The following is a 15,671-nucleotide window of genomic DNA, read 5'->3' as shown; positions in this document are numbered from 1 at the left end:
ATTTTTGCCAGTTTCGCGGAGTTTCCGTCAGCGCTAGATTCAGCCCCATAGAAGCCATACAGCCCTTGCAGTGCAGGGGCTGCAAATTTCAGGGGTTTGAAAATGTCGAGACTGGTGAAGGCTAAAGGCAAGGGCTCCATCCTCTCTCCAGAGCCCGGCGAAGTCTTTCTCGCTGCCCCTGTGCCGGTGGGTGTGCTGCGGTTGCTCGATGACGAGGAGGGTGCCCTCACACTGCCCCTTGAAAGGCAGATCATTGCGTTGCCTTTTCGGGTAAAGGTCTGGGCTGACTACGAAAGCGAGTACCGGCAGTTGATCGCGGACGGTTATGAGAGCCCTCGGCTGGGGTTCCAGCCGTTCTGGAACGACAGAGCGGTAGGCGAAGTCGTTCACTGGGATATGACGCCCAGTGTTGAAGAAGATGAAAACGGTGAACGGTTTTTCCCGGTCGATCTGAGTGTGCCGGCGTCAAAACTTGTCCCTGGTGAGGGCACGCTCAAGTTTGAAGTTTGGGTCGAGGAGATCTTCAACCGAGAGCCATCTCCTGAGACCAGGATCCGGATAGACCAGGTGGCTCCCAACATTGGCCGCCCTTGCCCGTTGCGCGGAGACAATGTAACGCTCATCGATCAGGCGTATCTGGACCAGAATGGAAACAAGGCGATCTTCAAGCTTGACCGCTGGCCCGACATCCATCTTGAAGACAAAGTGCAGCTGTTCATGCTCGATTCGAGTACGCCGGGCACAACGAACCTGCCATTTAATCCCTTGTTCGAAGTTACCGTCAATGCTGATAACAAACAGCAAAATCCATTCTTGGTCGAAGTGCCCGCTGCGAAATTGAGCAATGGCAAGTTTCGGGTGGTCTGCAGGTTGTTGGACCGCTGTGGCAATGTGGGGGTTCCTTCACCTTCACTCGATGTAACAGTGCTGTTGCCCGTGCCCGTCGTGCTTCCGCTTCCCCAGGTGCCGCTGGCCAACGATGGGCTGCTGGACCTGCAGGACGCCCGTACTCCTGTGTGGGTGGAGATCCCCAGGATCGAAGAGGCGCAGCGTGGCGATGTGCTGCAGGGGTACTGGAACACCCGGCCATTGCGGGCCGTCACGGTGGGGGACGTCCAGCAATGGCCCGTGCCTGTGGAGGTACCCTGGGCGGATATCACGGCTCAGGGCTTTGTCGGGTCTGTTCTGGCAAGCGTGTACTACACCAGCAGCCGCCATGGCGGTTCGCAGGAAACGACTGGTATCCAGGTCAGGGTCGACTTGCGCGTCGCAGGCCCCGACCCGGAGGGCCCCGGGCCTGAGAACCCGCTGCTGGCGCCCGTCGTGGTCAAGGGGCGCACGGGAGACAATCACCTGGGGACTCCGGATATCAATCAGGGCGTGAGGGTGGAAGTGCTGCTCTACGCGCAGCCTGAGTCGGGACAACAGTTGGAATTGCATTGGAATGGCTCGCAGCTTCCCGTTTCGACCTATGTGGTACAGGCGGGTGAGCAAGGAAACCGGACGATCACTTTTCCGCTCATTCCCTACGATCAGGTCAAGGACAGCAGTGGCCGGGTTCCGGTGCATTACTGGACCAGCAACGGCGTCAACCGGCAGCGCTCTCCGGTCACCACGGTCACGGTGGCGTGGGTAGCGACGTATCCGCAGCCGGCGTATGTCGAGCCCTATGTCAACTTCTTTGGCAACCTCAGTTGCGCCTCTTTGTACAAAGCCATCTCCAAGCCTATTCCCCAGGCTGCTGACATACCGTTCGATGTGCCCCCGAGTGCCGGGCTGAATGTAGGGGAACAAGTTCGCTTGCGTTGGCAGTTGTATCGAAAAATAGAAAAAGAGCCTCCAGAGCCTCCAGAGTTTGTTGCGGTTGGTGAGGAGCAGTTTGCCGCCCCCGTGCCAGTTACCCGAGCAAACCAAGCCCTGCGCTTGTTCCTGGGGCCTGTGCGGCAGGCACTTCACGATCAGTTTGGAAACTTCAGGAAAGAAGGCCTGGTGAGGGTTTGGTACGACGTCGAGAAGAACGACGGTGGCGTGGGCTTTTCGCACCCGCTCAAAGTATCCGTCGACTTTATCTTCGCCAGCACCATGGGGTGCGAGTTCAGGGAGCGTCAATAGGTGATGCGCAGGTATTCCGGCTGCAGTGAAGCCGTTTGTAGTTGATTTTTCAATTTTCAGGAGAATGCTATGACCAGCTTTGAAAAAAACAGCACGGTGTCTGGAGAAACTTTCGCGCCTGGGGCTACGACACCGAGTCCAGTAAGAACGAAAGAAGAGCTTCTGGAACTTTCAAAAAAAAATGACCAGGCGCTGGCTGCTTACAAAAAGAAAGCGGAAGAGTCCAAAAAGAAAGCGGAAGAGTCCAAAAAGAAAGCGGAAGAGTCAGCGCCCGATGGCGTCATGACTTCTTCCAATGACAGCTCTATTGCGAGCAGTGCGGACTTCACTTTTGATCCTGACAGAGTTCTGGATGACAATGGAGATGGGCGCGGAATCACGGTTAAACGTGAAAACTTTGAAGTTACGGACGACCGCAATAATTATGTGAGCTTGCTAATCCCGGCGTGGCCGTCCACGCTGCCCGCACCTCATAATCCTGCCGATTACCCTGATACATACGACCTGATCTATCTATGGCGAATGGAATATCGACAAGATCAGTTTGGCAATACAATTGCCACTCCTGTAAAGGTCAGTATAGAGGCGCTGGCGTTGCCTTTCGATGTGGGAGGTGGAGGGGGAGGCCCTATCAGTGTATCACTCGACCCCTTGTTTTTGCCTCAGTTGCCAGAGGGTCCCGTTGATTGGCTCTATTCGCTGGGTCACAGCGAAATTGGTAACGAAATATTTTCTGCACCTAAACGCCTCTATGTTGACCAGTTTCCCCCTTCCCGCGGCGTTCAGCCCCGTGCCCTGGGTCGGCCGGCCAATCTTCCGGAAGGTGCGGTGATCGATCTTGACTACCTGCGGAGGTACTCGATCATCTCCTTCCCACTTTCGGATTATTCAGGGAAATGGCCTGCTGACCAGATCGTGATCAACGTCAATGGCGTTGAGCTGGCGCCCATCGACATCTATCCGGTCGGCGGCGACCTGGTGCAGACGATCGACTTGAGCAACACCATCGTCGAAGGTTGGGGAGCGGGCACCAAGCAAGTCAGGTTCAAGCTGCGCGATCGTACGGGGTGGGAGTCGGCGGAGTCTGGCAGCCTTGTGGTGAATATTCAGCTGGAGGATGTGCCCACGGTCTTGCCTGCCCCGATCCTGCAGGCCGCGCGGGTCAATCGCGATGTGGCGAGAGCTGGGCTGACCATCCAGATTCCGGACATCGTCTCTGCGCAGCCCAATGATCGTCTGGTGGTGATCCTGCAAACGCCTTCTGGTCCGCAAAGGCTGTCTCCCATCACCTATGGCACGGCGCCTCGGACGGTGGTCGCGACGTGGAGCAACCTGGCCCAGCCAAATGGGCAGGCCAACTATGACTTGTCGGTGACCTATGAATGGTCCCGAGGTGAAGTGACCCCGCTACAATCCCCCCCCGCAGTCGTGGCGGTGGACCTGCGGACCGTGGAGCCGATTCCGGTTCCGGACGATGGCAGTCCTAACCCTCTGCTGGGCCAGCTCGTGGTGCGGGGTGGTGGTGCCAATCCGGTGGATAACAGGATTCGACCAGAAGATTTCAATCTGCCAGCGACCATTGTCTTTACCACCTACCCGGGTGCGGAGGCGGGTAGCAGGGTCCGAATCTTCTATCGATCCGGAGAGACTGCCGAGGAGGTCATCGCGGTGCCTCCGATCGAGCTTCCGAATCCACCCGTTGAAGGATCGACCATCAATGTCGAGCTGCCATGGGCAACGATCGCGCGCCACGGGAATGGACTGAAGGATGCCTACTTCGAGGTCTATCCGCCAGCTGGCTCCGAGTTCGAAGACAACGCCTTACTTTCCCCGGTAACACCCGTCACCGTCGCCGCAGTCGTCACGCTGACGTCCTTCGTGCGTTACTTGAACGTCGACAGGCCGGACGCGGTCAACCCAGTCACCGGCCATGGTGCAAGGGAAAACCGGCCTGCGGGCTCGCCTGTTGCCACCACCAACATCCTCAACTGCAACTCCCAACCCTGGAACGGCATTCAACTGTTGATCAACGAACCGACACTGAACATCGGCGAGCGTGTCACCGTCCAGTTGCAGTATGCCGCCAACGCAACGGGCACCGCTCCGTACCAGGCGCCTGTCGAAGTCAGCGGCAGTGTCACAAGCTCAGGCACGATCACCTTGGTGGTGCCTTTCAGCGACATCATTTTCCCCGCAGGCAGCCCTGTGCCTCGTGGGCCGCTGACAGGTTCGTTCCTCAGTAGCTTCACGGTCCAGCGTGAAACCGGTGTGGTCGACATGTCGAACGCGGTCATGGTGCGTTACGCGGTCAATGGCAGCAATGAAGGCTACTGCGCCTTTTGGGGCACCGGTCGCCCTCGGCGGGTATGAGGCAAGGCAACCAGGGCGGGCGCTGACCGCCCTGGTTGTTGAAAAGTCTGTATTGCGTTGTTGAGTTTTCCTATACGGCAAAGTTTCTCTCCCCATTAGCCTTCTTGACCTTGCAGTGAGGCTGGCGGGCAGTACCCAGCTTTCTGCGCATCCATTGCGATTGAACCGAGAGGTCCAGAATGCCGAACGTCAGTACCTGTAATCGTCTTACATTTTCGCTTACGGGCGTCATCGCCCTGTTGACACTCGCGGCCTACTCCGGCCACGCCACCGCCCGCAATCTGGTGGGCGAAACGTTGACCATCGACGCCACTACCCCCATCACTTTCTACAACGCCAGCGCCAACTCCACCTTGAACGTCAACGGTGCGCAGACCCAGGCCCTGCAGATGAACCAGTCGACACTGAACATGACCAGCGGCGTCGTTTCAGTGACCTCTGGCAATGCCATCGGCTTGCTCGACGGCACAGCCACCATTGCCAACGCGAACATCGTCAACTCCGGTAATGGCATGGGCCTGTTGCTGGCGCGCAGCTTCGGCCAATCGACCGCCAGCGTGAGTGACAGCCAGATCAGCGCAGGTATCGGTGCCCAGGCCACGGCTGGCAGTCAACTTTTGTTGCGCAACACCCAGGTGACCGGCAGGGTCGGCCCAGGCTTGCGGCTGCTGGGCGGCACGGCGCGGGTCGAGGGTGGTAGCCGCATCACCGGGCAGACCGCAGGCGTGCAGATGCTGGCCGAAAGCACCACCAACAATGCGCCCCAGTTGACCTTGGACAGCAGCCACGTGTCCGGAGTCGCCGGCCCGGCCATCGTGATCGGTCAAGGGAGCGTCGCGACGCTGGAGGTGCTCAATGGCTCCAGCCTGACGGGCGGCAACGGCACTGCCTTGCAGGTACGCCAGCAGGGCACGGCAAATGTACGCGTCGATGCCTCCACCCTCACTGGCGGGATCGACAATGCCGGTACTTCGACCATCGACTTCAGCAACTCGACCCTGAACGGTGATGCTGTTACCAGCGCTACCGGCAAACTCGACCTGGCGTTTCAGGACTCGACGATGACCGGCAGCATCAAGTCTGCGGGCATCACCCAGGCAAACCTGGTCCGTTCTTCGTTGAATGGCGATATCGAAAGCACAGGTACTTCGACGGTCACCCTCAATGTCTCGACCTTGAACGGCAATGCCACGACTGCGCAGAACGGCACGCTCGACCTTACGCTTGTCGACTCGGAAATGACCGGCAACATCCAGTCCGCAGGCGAGACCCTGGTCAACTTCACCCGTTCTTCGTTGAAAGGTGATATCGATAGCTCGGGTACTTCGACGGTGACCTTCGCTGGCTCGACCTTGCACGGCAATGCCACGACTGCGCACAACGGCACGCTCGACCTAACGTTCACCGATTCGGCCATGACCGGCAACATCCAGTCCGCTGGTACCACCCACGCGAACTTCACTCGCTCCTCGCTGACCGGCAACGTCGACGTCGGGTCTACCGGTACCTTCGATCTGTTGCTGGAACAAGGACAGATGACAGGCGACGTGGTTGTGATGCAGGGGGGAAGTGCCACCCTGGATCTGCAGAACGGCGCGCAGTTGCTGGGAGCCTTGCACAATGTGAACAGTGCCACGCTCGGTGACCGTAGCCACTGGACGCTGAATGACGACAGCACTGTCGGTGATCTGGTTATGCACGGAGGGCAGGTCACCTTTGGCGACCCAGGCCGCTTCCACAACCTGACGGTGGCTAACCTTTCCGGCAATGGCACCTTCGTCATGGACAGCGATTTTGTCACCGGCAACGGCGACCAGCTGATCATCACCGGCACATCCGAGGGCACGCACAAGCTGCAGGTGGCCAGCAGTGGTCAGGAAGCGAGCGTTGAATCGTTGCGCCTGGTCCAGACCGCCGACGGCGGCGCGCAGTTTCGCCTGTACGAAGACCGACCGGTCGATGTGGGCGCCTACTCCTACGAACTGTCGCAGGACGGCAACGACTGGGTGCTGAACCGCGAAACTCGCACCGTCGCGCCGATCACCATGGCCGCCATGGCGCTGTTCAACACCCCGATCACCGTGGCTTATGGCGAACTCAGCTCGCTGCGCAGCCGCATGGGCGAACTGCGCTACAGCGAAGGGCGCAACGCTGGTGTGTGGATGCGTGCCTACGGCAACCAGTACAACGTCAGCGGCGCTTCCCTGGGCGCGGGTTACCAGCAAAACCAGCGCGGCCTGAGCCTGGGCGCCGATATGCAGTTGTCCGACAGCGACTGGCTGGTGGGCGTGCTGGCGGGTAGCAGCCGTTCGGACCTGAACCTCGACTACGGCACTTCCGGTTCCGTCGACAGCTACTACGTGGGCGGCTACGCCACCTGGCTGGACCGCGAGACCGGCTTTTACGTCGACACCGTGCTCAAGTACAACCGCTACCAGAACAACGCTAAGGTCGGCATGAGCGACCACACCCGCAGCAAGGGCGACTACGACACCCACGGTGTGAGCGCGTCGGTGGAAGCGGGCAAGCACATCAAGCTCAACGACGGTTACTTCATCGAGCCCTTCGTCCAGGTGGCCACCGCCGCCGTCGCTGGCAAGGACTACACCTTCGACAACGGCCTGCGCGCCGAAGGCGACATGGCCAAGTCGTTGCTGGGCAAGGTGGGTACCACCGTCGGCAAGACCATCCCGCTCGATGGCGGGGCCATGGTCCAGCCTTACGTGAAAGGTGCCTTCGCCCACGAGTTCGCCCAGCGCAACCAGGTACAGGTCAACAACAACGTGTTCAACAATGACCTGTCCGGTTCGCGTGCCGAGCTGGGTGCCGGGGTGTCGCTGGCGCTGTCCAGGCAGTTCCGTGTGCATGCCGATGTGGAGTACAGCAACGGCAAGAACATCGAACTGCCTTACAGTATCAGTGTGGGTATGCGTTACAACTTCTGAAGCGGGGTCTGTGCACACATGCCATCGAGAGCAACAAGCTCGTTCTTGATGGTGTCCAGATTCGTGGTGAAGATGACCTTGCGCGCTCTGCCGGTGGCGAGAAGTACCTGTGTAGGCAGGTACTTCACGTCCCACTCCTTGAACAGTAAGGTCAGCACGTAGTCCATCCAGGGGGGGGCGCAAGTATCCACGTTGAATGCGTAGAACGCGTATTCCTCCATGTCACTGGCCAATTCTGATAGCTTCGGATGAAGCGCCATGCAGGGTGGGCATTGGTCGGAGTGGATCAGCACCATGCACGGCTTGGGCTGGTGACTCTGTATTACCAGTGAAATGAGGGCTTCCAGGTCGGTCAACGGAACCATGGCCATTAAGTGCACTCCTACGCGCCAGAGGAGCTCCCATTCAACGCCTCGGTTCTGAACAGTGAAACTAGCAAAAATACCAGTTGTTCAATTTGCTCAGTCGCTACCCGCATTCCAACGCCGAAACAACGGCTCCGCCAGAAACAGCACGAACAACAGCCGCATCACCTGCAACGCGGTCACCAACGGCACCGACAGTTGCAACGTCTCCGCCGTCAGGCTCATCTCCGCGATGCCGCCCGGCATCATCCCCAAGGTCAGCGAACGCAGGTCCAGGTGCGTCAGCAGGCTCAACGCCCACGCCGCGCCTGCGGCGATCAGCATGCACAACCCCGTGGCCAGCAAGGTGCGCCCGAGGAACGACGGCGCGCGGCGGAAGAACGCCCGGTTGAAGTGGCAGGCCAGGCCGCTGCCGATCAGCCATTGGCCGATCTGGCTGGCGCCGTTGGGCAAGCCAATCTGTAGATTGCCGGCAAGGCTCACCGTGGCGGCCACCAGTAACGGCCCGAACAGCCACGGATTGGGTTGGCGCAGGCGTTGCCAGATCAGCGCCACGACCACGCCCAGCGGCGCGATCAACGCCAGCCAGCCCCAGCTGACACTACCGGCATGATTCAGCGGCACGCCATCGCCCAGCAGGAACTTGAACAGCGCCGGCACGCACAGCACCACCGCCAGCACCCGCAGGCTCTGCGCCGCCGCCACCTGGCTGAGCACCGCCCCGTTGCGCGCACCGAGGTTGACCATCTCCCCCGAACCACCCGGCATGCTGGCGAAGAACGCCGTGGCGCGGTCCTCGCCGGTGCGCCGCAGCAACCACACGCTGATCACGCTGGACAGCGTGGTGAACAGCGCGCCGAAGAAGATCAGCGCAAAGTGATCGGCGACCTGCTCGATCACCGCCGGGGTGAAGTGCAGGCCGATGCCGATACCGATGATCCACTGGCCGCACTTGCGGCCGTTGGGGATTTCGCTGAGCTGCCAGGGCGTCAGGCAGCGCACCAGGATGATCGCCAGCAGCGAGCCGACCATCCACGGCAAGGGCCAGCCGACCTGGCTGGCGAGAAACCCGCCCGCAAGGCCGACCAACCCCGTGGCCCAGAACAGCGGCAACGACCGGTCAGGCATCGGCCATGGCCCGGCGTTGCAGGGCACGTTTGCGCCAGATGCGCAGCAGCGGCAGGCTCAGCATGCACACCACCAGCACCCACACGCCCATGCTGATCGGGCTCGACCAGAGGATGCCCAGCTCGCCGTTGGAGATCGACAGCGCGCGGCGCAGGTTCTGCTCCATCAACCCGCCAAGGATGAACCCGAGCAGGATCGGCGACAGCGGGAAGTCCAGCTTGCGCAGGATGTAGCCCATGATGCCGATGCCGACCATCAGGAACAGGTCGAAAGTGGTGGCATGCACGGCGTACACGCCAATCGCGGTAATGATCGCGATCACCGGCACCAGCGCCCAGTTCGGCACGGCGAGGATGCGGGTGAACACGCGAATCATCGGCACGTTGAGGATGATCAGCATCAGGTTGGCGATGAACAGCGAGGCGATCAGGCCCCAGACGATGTCCGGCTGCTGTTCGAACAGCAGTGGGCCCGGGGTGATGTTGTACAACGTCAGCGCGCCGATCATCACCGCAGTGGTGCCCGAGCCGGGTACGCCAAGGGTCAGCATCGGCACCAGGGCGCCGCAGCAGGAGGCGCCGATGGCGGTTTCCGGCGCGGCCAGGCCACGGGCGTCGCCCTTGCCGAACTTGCCTTTGTCACCGGCCAGGCGTTTTTCGGTCATGTAGGCCACGGCACTGGCCAGGGTCGCGCCGGCACCGGGCAGCACGCCCATGAAGAAGCCCAGCAAGCCGCAGCGGATGTTGACGAAGAACACCGAGGCCGCTTCCTTGAAGTTGAACAGCATGCGCCCGGTGGCCTTGACCGCGATGTGGCCGTGGTGGGTCTTCTCCAGCAGCAACAGGATTTCGCTGATGGAGAACAGGCCCAGCACCAGCACCACGAACTGAATGCCGTCGGCCAGGTGCACGCTGTCGCCGGTGAAGCGGTACACGCCGCTGTTGGCGTCGATACCCACCGCCGACAGGAACAGGCCGATCAGCGCGGCGATGAAGGTCTTCAGCGGCTTGTCACCGGCCATGCCGCCCAGGGCGACGATGGCGAACACCATCAGCACGAAGTATTCCGCCGGGCCGAAGGCGATCGCCCATTTCGCCAGCAGCGGGGCGAACAGCACCATGCCGCAGGTGGCGATGAAGGCGCCGATGAACGAACTCCAGGCCGACAGCGACAGGGCCACGCCGGCCAGGCCCTGGCGGGCCATGGGGTAGCCGTCGAGGGTGGTCATCACGGTGGAGGCTTCGCCGGGGATGTTCAGCAGGATCGAGCTGATGCGCCCGCCGTATTCGCAGCCCAGGTACACGGCGGCCAGCAGGATCAGCGCCGACTCCGGCGGCAAACCCAGGGCAAAGGCGATGGGGATCAGCAGCGCCACACCGTTGATCGGGCCCAGGCCCGGCAGCAGGCCGACCACGGTACCGATCAGGGTGCCGGTGAGGGCGGTGACCAGGTTGTACGGGCTCAGGGCGACGCCGAAGCCCTGGCCCAGGTAGCTCAAGGTATCCATGTGTCAGTTCTCCAGTACGTCGAGCAGGCCGAGGGGCAGGGGCACGTCCATTACGCGGTCGAACAGCCAGTAGAGGAACAGGCTCATGCCGACGACGACGAGGGCGCTGTGCCGCCAGCGGCCGCCGTACAGGCGGGCCATGGGCACGCCGACGAGGATGGCGCTGAGGATGAAGCCCAGGGCTTCGAAGGTGCTGGCGAAGACGATCAGCAGGCCGACGCAGGCGCTGATCTTGATCAGCGTTTCGCGGTCCAGTTCGGGTTCGTCGTCCTTGCGCACGATGGGCGTGGGGCGGATGGCCAGGTACAAAAGGCCCAGGCTCATCAGGCCGAGCATCAGCAGCGGGTAGGCGCGCGGGCCCACCGGTTCGTAGGAGAAGGCGGCCTGGTAGGGCCAGGCCATCACGGCCAGCACGGCGCACAGCGCCAGCAGGGCCAGGGCGAAGAGGCGTTGCAGGATCATCGGGGAATCCTCTGTCGAGATAACGACGCGAAACCTGTAGGAGCGGGTTTACCCGCGATCCAGGGCGCGGCCCTGGCCATGTACCGGGGTGCCTGTATCGCGGATGAATCCGCTCCTACAAGGATCGGGTGGCGGCCTGGGTTACTGGATCAGCCCGAACTCACGGGCCAGCGCCTTGTAGTCCGCCACTTGCTTCTTCACATAGCCGTCCAGCTCTTCGCCGGTCATGGCGAACGGGAACAGCTCGCGCTGGTCACGCAGCTTGGCGAAGTCGTCCGAGGCCAGCAGCTTGTCGAACGAGGCCTTCCACCAGGCGTAGTCCTCGTCGCTGACCTTCGGCCCCAGGTAGAAACCGCGCACCACCGGCCAGACGATGTCGTAGCCCTGCTCCTTGGCGGTGGGGATGTCTTTCATCTCCGGCTCGTCCAGGCGCTTTTCGGAGAACACCGCGAGGATGCGCATGTTGCCGCTCTGGATATGCGGCATGGAGTCGGAGATGTCGGTGGAACCCACCTGGATATGCCCGCCCAGCAGCGCGGTGGCGATCTCGCCGCCGCCTTCCAGGGCCACGTAGCGCAGGTCGCGCGGGTTGATGCCGGCGGCCTTGGCGATCAGCGCGGTCTGCATCCAGTCCTGGCTGCCCACGGTGCCGCCGGAGCCGATCACCACTTTGCTCGGGTCCTTCTTCAAGGCCGCGACCAGGTCGTCGAGGGTCTTGTAGGGCGAATCGCTCTTCACCGCGATGGCACCGTAGCTGGTACCCACCGCTGCCAGCCATTTCACCGCGTTCTCGTCGAAGCGGCCGAACTTGCCCTGGGCCAGGTTCAGCAGCGAGCCGCTGGACCAGGCCACCAGCGTGCCGGCGTCGGCCGGGCGCTGGGCGACCACGGCGTTGTAGGCCACCGCGCCGACACCACCGGGCATGTAGGTCACGCGCATGGGTTTGCTGAGGATCTTCTCGTTGACCAGGGCGCTTTGCACCAGCTTGCAGGTCAGGTCGAAACCGCCACCGGGCGAGGCCGGGGCGATGCATTCGGGGCGTTTCGGTTCACCTGCCAGGGCGTTGCCGGCGAGCAGCAGGCAACCGGTGGCGAGGACGAGGCGGCGCAGTGAAAAAGTCATCGTCTAACTCCATGAGCATTGTTGTTATGGGTTACCGCTTACCACTTACCACAGCGCCACGCTGTAGCTCACCAGCAGCCGCACTTCGTCCGCGTCGCGGGTGAAGTTGGAGCGGAAGGTGGCGTTGCGCAGGCGCACGGCGACGTTTTTCAACGGGCCGCTTTGTACCACGTACTTGAATTCGGTGTTGCGCTCCCACTCCTTGCCCTCGCTGCCATCGGCGCGGCTGACGTTGTCGCCGTTGATGTAGCGGGTCATGAAGGTCAGCCCGGGGATACCGAGGGCGGCGAAGTTGTAGTCGTAGCGCACTTGCCAGGAGCGTTCGTCGGCACCGGCGAAGTCGTTGATCTGGACGAAGTTGACCAGGTAGGGGTCGGCGCCATCGACATAGGGGAAGGCGCTGTCGCCGGACAGCTGCTGCCAGGCGGCGCTGACCTTGTGCCCGCCAAGTCCATAGCTGAGCATGCCGTTGAAGGTAGTGTTGTCGATGCGCCCGGCCTTGGCGGCGCCGGCGTCGTCGCTGACAGCCAGGCGCAGGTCGGCGCCGAAGGTGCCCGGGCCCCAGGGCTGGGTGGCGACCATGCCGATGAAGTGCTGGCGGTAGATGTCTTCGAGCTGGGCGAAGTGGTAGCTGCCGGTGATGCGGTCGGTGAACTTGTAGTCGACGCCGCCCAGGTCGAGGTTGTCGGCGCTGAAGCTGCCGCCGAAGCGGCCGTTCTTGTTGTTCAGCGCCAGGTCTTCCCAGTTGGTGTCGTCGCGGTCCTTGGCCTTGTCCACGCGCCCGCCAGTGAAGGTCAGGCCCTTGATCTCGTTCGACGTGAGCAGGCCGCCTTCGAAGGTTTGCGGCAGGATGCGCCCGTCGTTGGGCTGCAGCGTGGGCAGTTCGGGGATCAGGGTGCCGATCTTCAGTTCGGTCTTCGACACTTTCACCTTGCCGGTGAGCCCCAGCTTGGCGTACTCGTCGGCCGCCTTGCCGTCGTCATGGGTGGGCAGCAGGCCGGTGCCCGTGCGGTCCTTGCTGGAGTCGAGCTTGACCCCGACCATGCCCAGCGCGTCCAGGCCGAAGCCCACCGTGCCTTCGGTGTAGCCGGACTCGAAGTTGAGCATGAAGCCCTGGGCCCATTCGTCGCGCTTGGATTGCTGCGCGCTGGTGCCGTCGCGGAAATCGCGGTTGAAGTACATGTTGCGGGTTTCGAAGGTGGCCGTGCTGTCTTCGAAGAAGGCGGCCTGGCTCAGGGGCGCGACCCCGGCAAGGGCGAAGGCGCTGGCGAGGGCGGACGGGCGGGCGGCGAGCGAACGGGTAGGCGCGAACGCCTGCGGCTGCATGGACAGCATCGTCGGTGACTCCATTTATTGTTCTTATGTGTTGCACCTTGCTGGTGCTTTTTGCGGCGCGCGGGGCGACCGTGGTGCGATGCTAGGTAACCAACCTTTCGCTAACCTTTCAGCGTGAAAGGTTTCTTGCGAGGGCTTCACAGGCCCCCTCACGGCGGTACACTCCGCGCCAAACGACCCACCCGAGCTGGGAGAATCCGATGCGTGTGCTGCTGGTCGAAGACCACCTGCAACTGGCTGAAAGCGTGGCCCAGGCTCTGAAGAGCCAGGGCCTGACCGTGGATGTGCTGCACGACGGCGTGGCCGCCGACCTGGCCTTGGCCAGCGAGGACTATGCCGTGGCCGTGCTCGATGTCGGCCTGCCGCGCCTGGACGGTTTCGAGGTGCTGGCGCGCCTGCGCGGGCGCGGCAAGACCCTGCCGGTGCTGATGCTCACCGCGCGCAGTGATGTGAAGGACCGGGTCCACGGCCTGAACCTGGGCGCCGACGACTACCTGGCCAAACCGTTCGAACTGACCGAGCTGGAGGCACGGGTCAAGGCGCTGCTGCGCCGTAGCGTGCTCGGCGGCGAGCGCCAGCAGCGCTGCGGGCCGCTGGTCTACGACCTCGACACCCGCCGTTTCACCCTGGGCGATGAGCCGCTGACTTTGACTCAACGCGAACAAAGCGTGCTCGAGGCGTTGATCGCCCGGCCCGGCCGGGTGATGAGCAAGGAGCAGCTGGCCGCCCAGGTGTTCGGCCTGGACGAAGAAGCCAGCCCCGACGCTATCGAGATCTACATCCACCGCCTGCGCAAGAAACTCGACGGCCATCCGGTGGCCATTGTCACCTTCCGCGGCCTGGGCTACCTGCTCGAGCATCGCGATGCGTGACAACGTCAGCCTGCGCGGGCGCCTGCTGGGCAACCTGGCGCTGCTGCTGGTGGTGCTGATGCTGGCCAGCGGCCTGAGCGCCTACTGGAACGGTCGCGAGGCTGCCGACACCGCCTACGACCGCACCTTGCTGGCCTCGGCGCGAACCATCGCCGCCGGCCTTTCGCAGCGCGACGGCACCCTCAGCGCCGATGTGCCCTATGTGGCCCTGGACACCTTCGCCTACGACAGCGCCGGGCGCATCTACTACCAGGTACTGGATATCCACCAGAAGCTGATCTCCGGCTACGAGAACCTGCCCGCACCACCTTCGGGCACCCCCCGCACCGACGACTACCCGGCCCTGGCGCGTTTCTACAATGCCACCTACCTCGGCCAGGACGTGCGCGTGGTCAGCCTGCTCAAGCCGGTGAGCGAGCCGAACATGAACGGCATGGCCGAGATCCGCGTGGCCGAGACCGAAGAGGCGCGGGTGCGCATGGCCCGTGGCCTGATGGCCGATACCTTGCTGCGCCTGGGAATGCTGGCGCTGGGCGCGCTGGTGATGGTGTGGTTCGCGGTCAGCGCGGCGTTGCGCCCGCTGGAGCGGCTGCGGGGCGCGGTGGAGGAGCGCCAGCCGGATGATCTGCGCGCGCTGCCGGTGGTGCAGGTGCAGCGTGAACTGGGGCCACTGGTGCGCGCGCTCAACCATTTCACCGAGCGCCTGCGTGGGCAGTTCGAGCGCCAGGCGCAGTTCATCGCCGACGCCGCCCATGAGTTGCGCACACCGTTGGCGGCGCTCAAGGCTCGGGTCGAACTGGGCTTGCGATCAAAAGAGCCCGACGAATGGCGCAAGACGCTGGAGGCCGCAGCCCAGGGTACCGATCGCCTGACCCACCTGGCCAACCAGCTGCTGTCGTTGGCGCGGGTGGAAAACGGCGCGCGGGCGATCGCCGAGGGTGGCGCCCAGCGTCTGGACCTGAGCCAGCTGGCCCGGGAGCTGGGCATGGCCATGGCGCCGTTGGCCCACGCCCGAGGCGTGTCCCTGGCGCTGGAGGCCGAGGCGCCGGTGTGGCTCAAGGGCGAGCCGACCTTGCTCAACGAGCTGCTCAGCAACCTGGTGGACAATGCCCTGGCCCACACGCCGCCGGGCGGCGACGTGATCCTGCGGGTGCTGGCGCCGGCCGTGCTTGAAGTCGAGGACGATGGGCCGGGGATTCCCGAGGGGGAGCGTGAGCGGGTGTTCGAGCGCTTCTATCGGCGCAGTGCCCAGGGCAGTGGCCTGGGGCTGGCCATCGTCGGCGAGATCTGCCGTGCGCACTTGGCGCAGATCAGCCTGCATGACGGCGAGCGAGGCGGTTTGAAAGTGCGGGTAAGTTTCATCGCCGATTGACGCTGCGATCTCTGTAGGAGCAGCTTCAGCCGCGATCACCCGCGAAGCGGGTGCCAAATCCCGCGGCGCCAGCATCGCGGC

At 62.8% G+C, this 15,671-nt stretch carries 11 protein-coding genes; 5 read left to right on the top strand and 6 right to left on the bottom strand.

Annotated features, from left to right (window positions below; translation table 11 throughout):
* The first annotated feature begins 102 nt into the window (after positions 1 to 102).
* The 3 genes from JYG34_RS20500 to JYG34_RS20490 all read left to right on the top strand — a co-directional run bounded on the left by JYG34_RS20500 (position 103) and on the right by JYG34_RS20490 (position 7,427).
* On the top strand, positions 103 to 2,112 hold the full coding sequence (locus JYG34_RS20500) for a hypothetical protein (RefSeq protein ID WP_213658079.1): 2,010 nt from the start codon (positions 103 to 105) through the stop codon (positions 2,110 to 2,112).
* 69 nt (positions 2,113 to 2,181) lie between these two features.
* The gene (locus tag JYG34_RS20495) at positions 2,182 to 4,482 is read left to right on the top strand and encodes a hypothetical protein (protein WP_213658078.1); all 2,301 of its coding nucleotides are present in this window, start codon (positions 2,182 to 2,184) and stop codon (positions 4,480 to 4,482) included.
* 179 nt (positions 4,483 to 4,661) lie between these two features.
* The gene (locus JYG34_RS20490) at positions 4,662 to 7,427 is read left to right on the top strand and encodes an autotransporter outer membrane beta-barrel domain-containing protein (protein WP_213658077.1); all 2,766 of its coding nucleotides are present in this window, start codon (positions 4,662 to 4,664) and stop codon (positions 7,425 to 7,427) included.
* Here JYG34_RS20490 and JYG34_RS20485 read toward each other — a convergent pair.
* The 6 genes from JYG34_RS20485 to JYG34_RS20460 form a co-directional block, all read right to left on the bottom strand.
* The gene (locus JYG34_RS20485) at positions 7,415 to 7,798 is read right to left on the bottom strand and encodes a thioredoxin family protein (RefSeq protein WP_213658076.1); all 384 of its coding nucleotides are present in this window, start codon (positions 7,796 to 7,798) and stop codon (positions 7,415 to 7,417) included. The two genes, JYG34_RS20490 and JYG34_RS20485, sit on opposite strands and share 13 nt — an antisense overlap.
* A gap of 90 nt (positions 7,799 to 7,888) precedes the next feature.
* On the bottom strand, positions 7,889 to 8,920 hold the full coding sequence (locus JYG34_RS20480) for an AbrB family transcriptional regulator (protein ID WP_213658075.1): 1,032 nt from the start codon (positions 8,918 to 8,920) through the stop codon (positions 7,889 to 7,891).
* On the bottom strand, positions 8,913 to 10,427 hold the full coding sequence (locus JYG34_RS20475; RefSeq protein WP_213658074.1) for a tripartite tricarboxylate transporter permease: 1,515 nt from the start codon (positions 10,425 to 10,427) through the stop codon (positions 8,913 to 8,915). The genes JYG34_RS20480 and JYG34_RS20475 overlap by 8 nt, the downstream gene beginning before the upstream one ends.
* A gap of 3 nt (positions 10,428 to 10,430) precedes the next feature.
* Positions 10,431 to 10,889: a tripartite tricarboxylate transporter TctB family protein gene (locus tag JYG34_RS20470; protein WP_213658073.1), complete on the bottom strand. Its 459-nt coding sequence runs from the start codon at positions 10,887 to 10,889 to the stop codon at positions 10,431 to 10,433.
* Positions 10,890 to 11,030: 141 nt separating this feature from the next.
* Entirely contained in the window at positions 11,031 to 12,011 is a 981-nt protein-coding gene (locus JYG34_RS20465) for a Bug family tripartite tricarboxylate transporter substrate binding protein (RefSeq protein ID WP_011535363.1), read from the bottom strand.
* A 45-nt stretch (positions 12,012 to 12,056) separates the two neighbouring features.
* Positions 12,057 to 13,346, bottom strand: coding sequence for an OprD family porin (locus tag JYG34_RS20460; protein ID WP_213658072.1), 1,290 nt, complete (start codon positions 13,344 to 13,346; stop codon positions 12,057 to 12,059).
* A gap of 200 nt (positions 13,347 to 13,546) precedes the next feature.
* On the opposite strand from JYG34_RS20460, the gene JYG34_RS20455 reads away from it, so the two are divergent.
* The gene (locus JYG34_RS20455) at positions 13,547 to 14,218 is read left to right on the top strand and encodes a response regulator (RefSeq protein WP_011535361.1); all 672 of its coding nucleotides are present in this window, start codon (positions 13,547 to 13,549) and stop codon (positions 14,216 to 14,218) included.
* Complete coding sequence (locus JYG34_RS20450; RefSeq protein ID WP_213658071.1) at positions 14,211 to 15,590, top strand: sensor histidine kinase; 1,380 nt, start codon at positions 14,211 to 14,213, stop codon at positions 15,588 to 15,590. The genes JYG34_RS20455 and JYG34_RS20450 overlap by 8 nt, the downstream gene beginning before the upstream one ends.
* Positions 15,591 to 15,671: the final 81 nt, after the last annotated feature.

It is taken from the genome of Pseudomonas entomophila (assembly GCF_018417595.1).
Lineage (GTDB): Bacteria > Pseudomonadota > Gammaproteobacteria > Pseudomonadales > Pseudomonadaceae > Aquipseudomonas > Aquipseudomonas entomophila_C.
Note: the sequence above shows the minus strand (reverse complement) of the source record. Positions and strands in the feature narration are given on the sequence as shown.

What these genes read in the sequence shown, in the direction of transcription:
- JYG34_RS20485 (WP_213658076.1), bottom strand. Translation starts at nt 7,798, where the DNA reads ATGGCCATGGTTCCGTTGACCGACCTGGAAGCCCTCATTTCACTGGTA.
- JYG34_RS20460 (WP_213658072.1), bottom strand. Translation starts at nt 13,346, where the DNA reads ATGCTGTCCATGCAGCCGCAGGCGTTCGCGCCTACCCGTTCGCTCGCC.
- JYG34_RS20480 (WP_213658075.1), bottom strand. Translation starts at nt 8,920, where the DNA reads ATGCCTGACCGGTCGTTGCCGCTGTTCTGGGCCACGGGGTTGGTCGGC.
- JYG34_RS20465 (WP_011535363.1), bottom strand. Translation starts at nt 12,011, where the DNA reads ATGACTTTTTCACTGCGCCGCCTCGTCCTCGCCACCGGTTGCCTGCTG.
- JYG34_RS20455 (WP_011535361.1), top strand. Translation starts at nt 13,547, where the DNA reads ATGCGTGTGCTGCTGGTCGAAGACCACCTGCAACTGGCTGAAAGCGTG.
- JYG34_RS20475 (WP_213658074.1), bottom strand. Translation starts at nt 10,427, where the DNA reads ATGGATACCTTGAGCTACCTGGGCCAGGGCTTCGGCGTCGCCCTGAGC.
- JYG34_RS20490 (WP_213658077.1), top strand. Translation starts at nt 4,662, where the DNA reads ATGCCGAACGTCAGTACCTGTAATCGTCTTACATTTTCGCTTACGGGC.
- JYG34_RS20450 (WP_213658071.1), top strand. Translation starts at nt 14,211, where the DNA reads ATGCGTGACAACGTCAGCCTGCGCGGGCGCCTGCTGGGCAACCTGGCG.
- JYG34_RS20495 (WP_213658078.1), top strand. Translation starts at nt 2,182, where the DNA reads ATGACCAGCTTTGAAAAAAACAGCACGGTGTCTGGAGAAACTTTCGCG.
- JYG34_RS20470 (WP_213658073.1), bottom strand. Translation starts at nt 10,889, where the DNA reads ATGATCCTGCAACGCCTCTTCGCCCTGGCCCTGCTGGCGCTGTGCGCC.
- JYG34_RS20500 (WP_213658079.1), top strand. Translation starts at nt 103, where the DNA reads ATGTCGAGACTGGTGAAGGCTAAAGGCAAGGGCTCCATCCTCTCTCCA.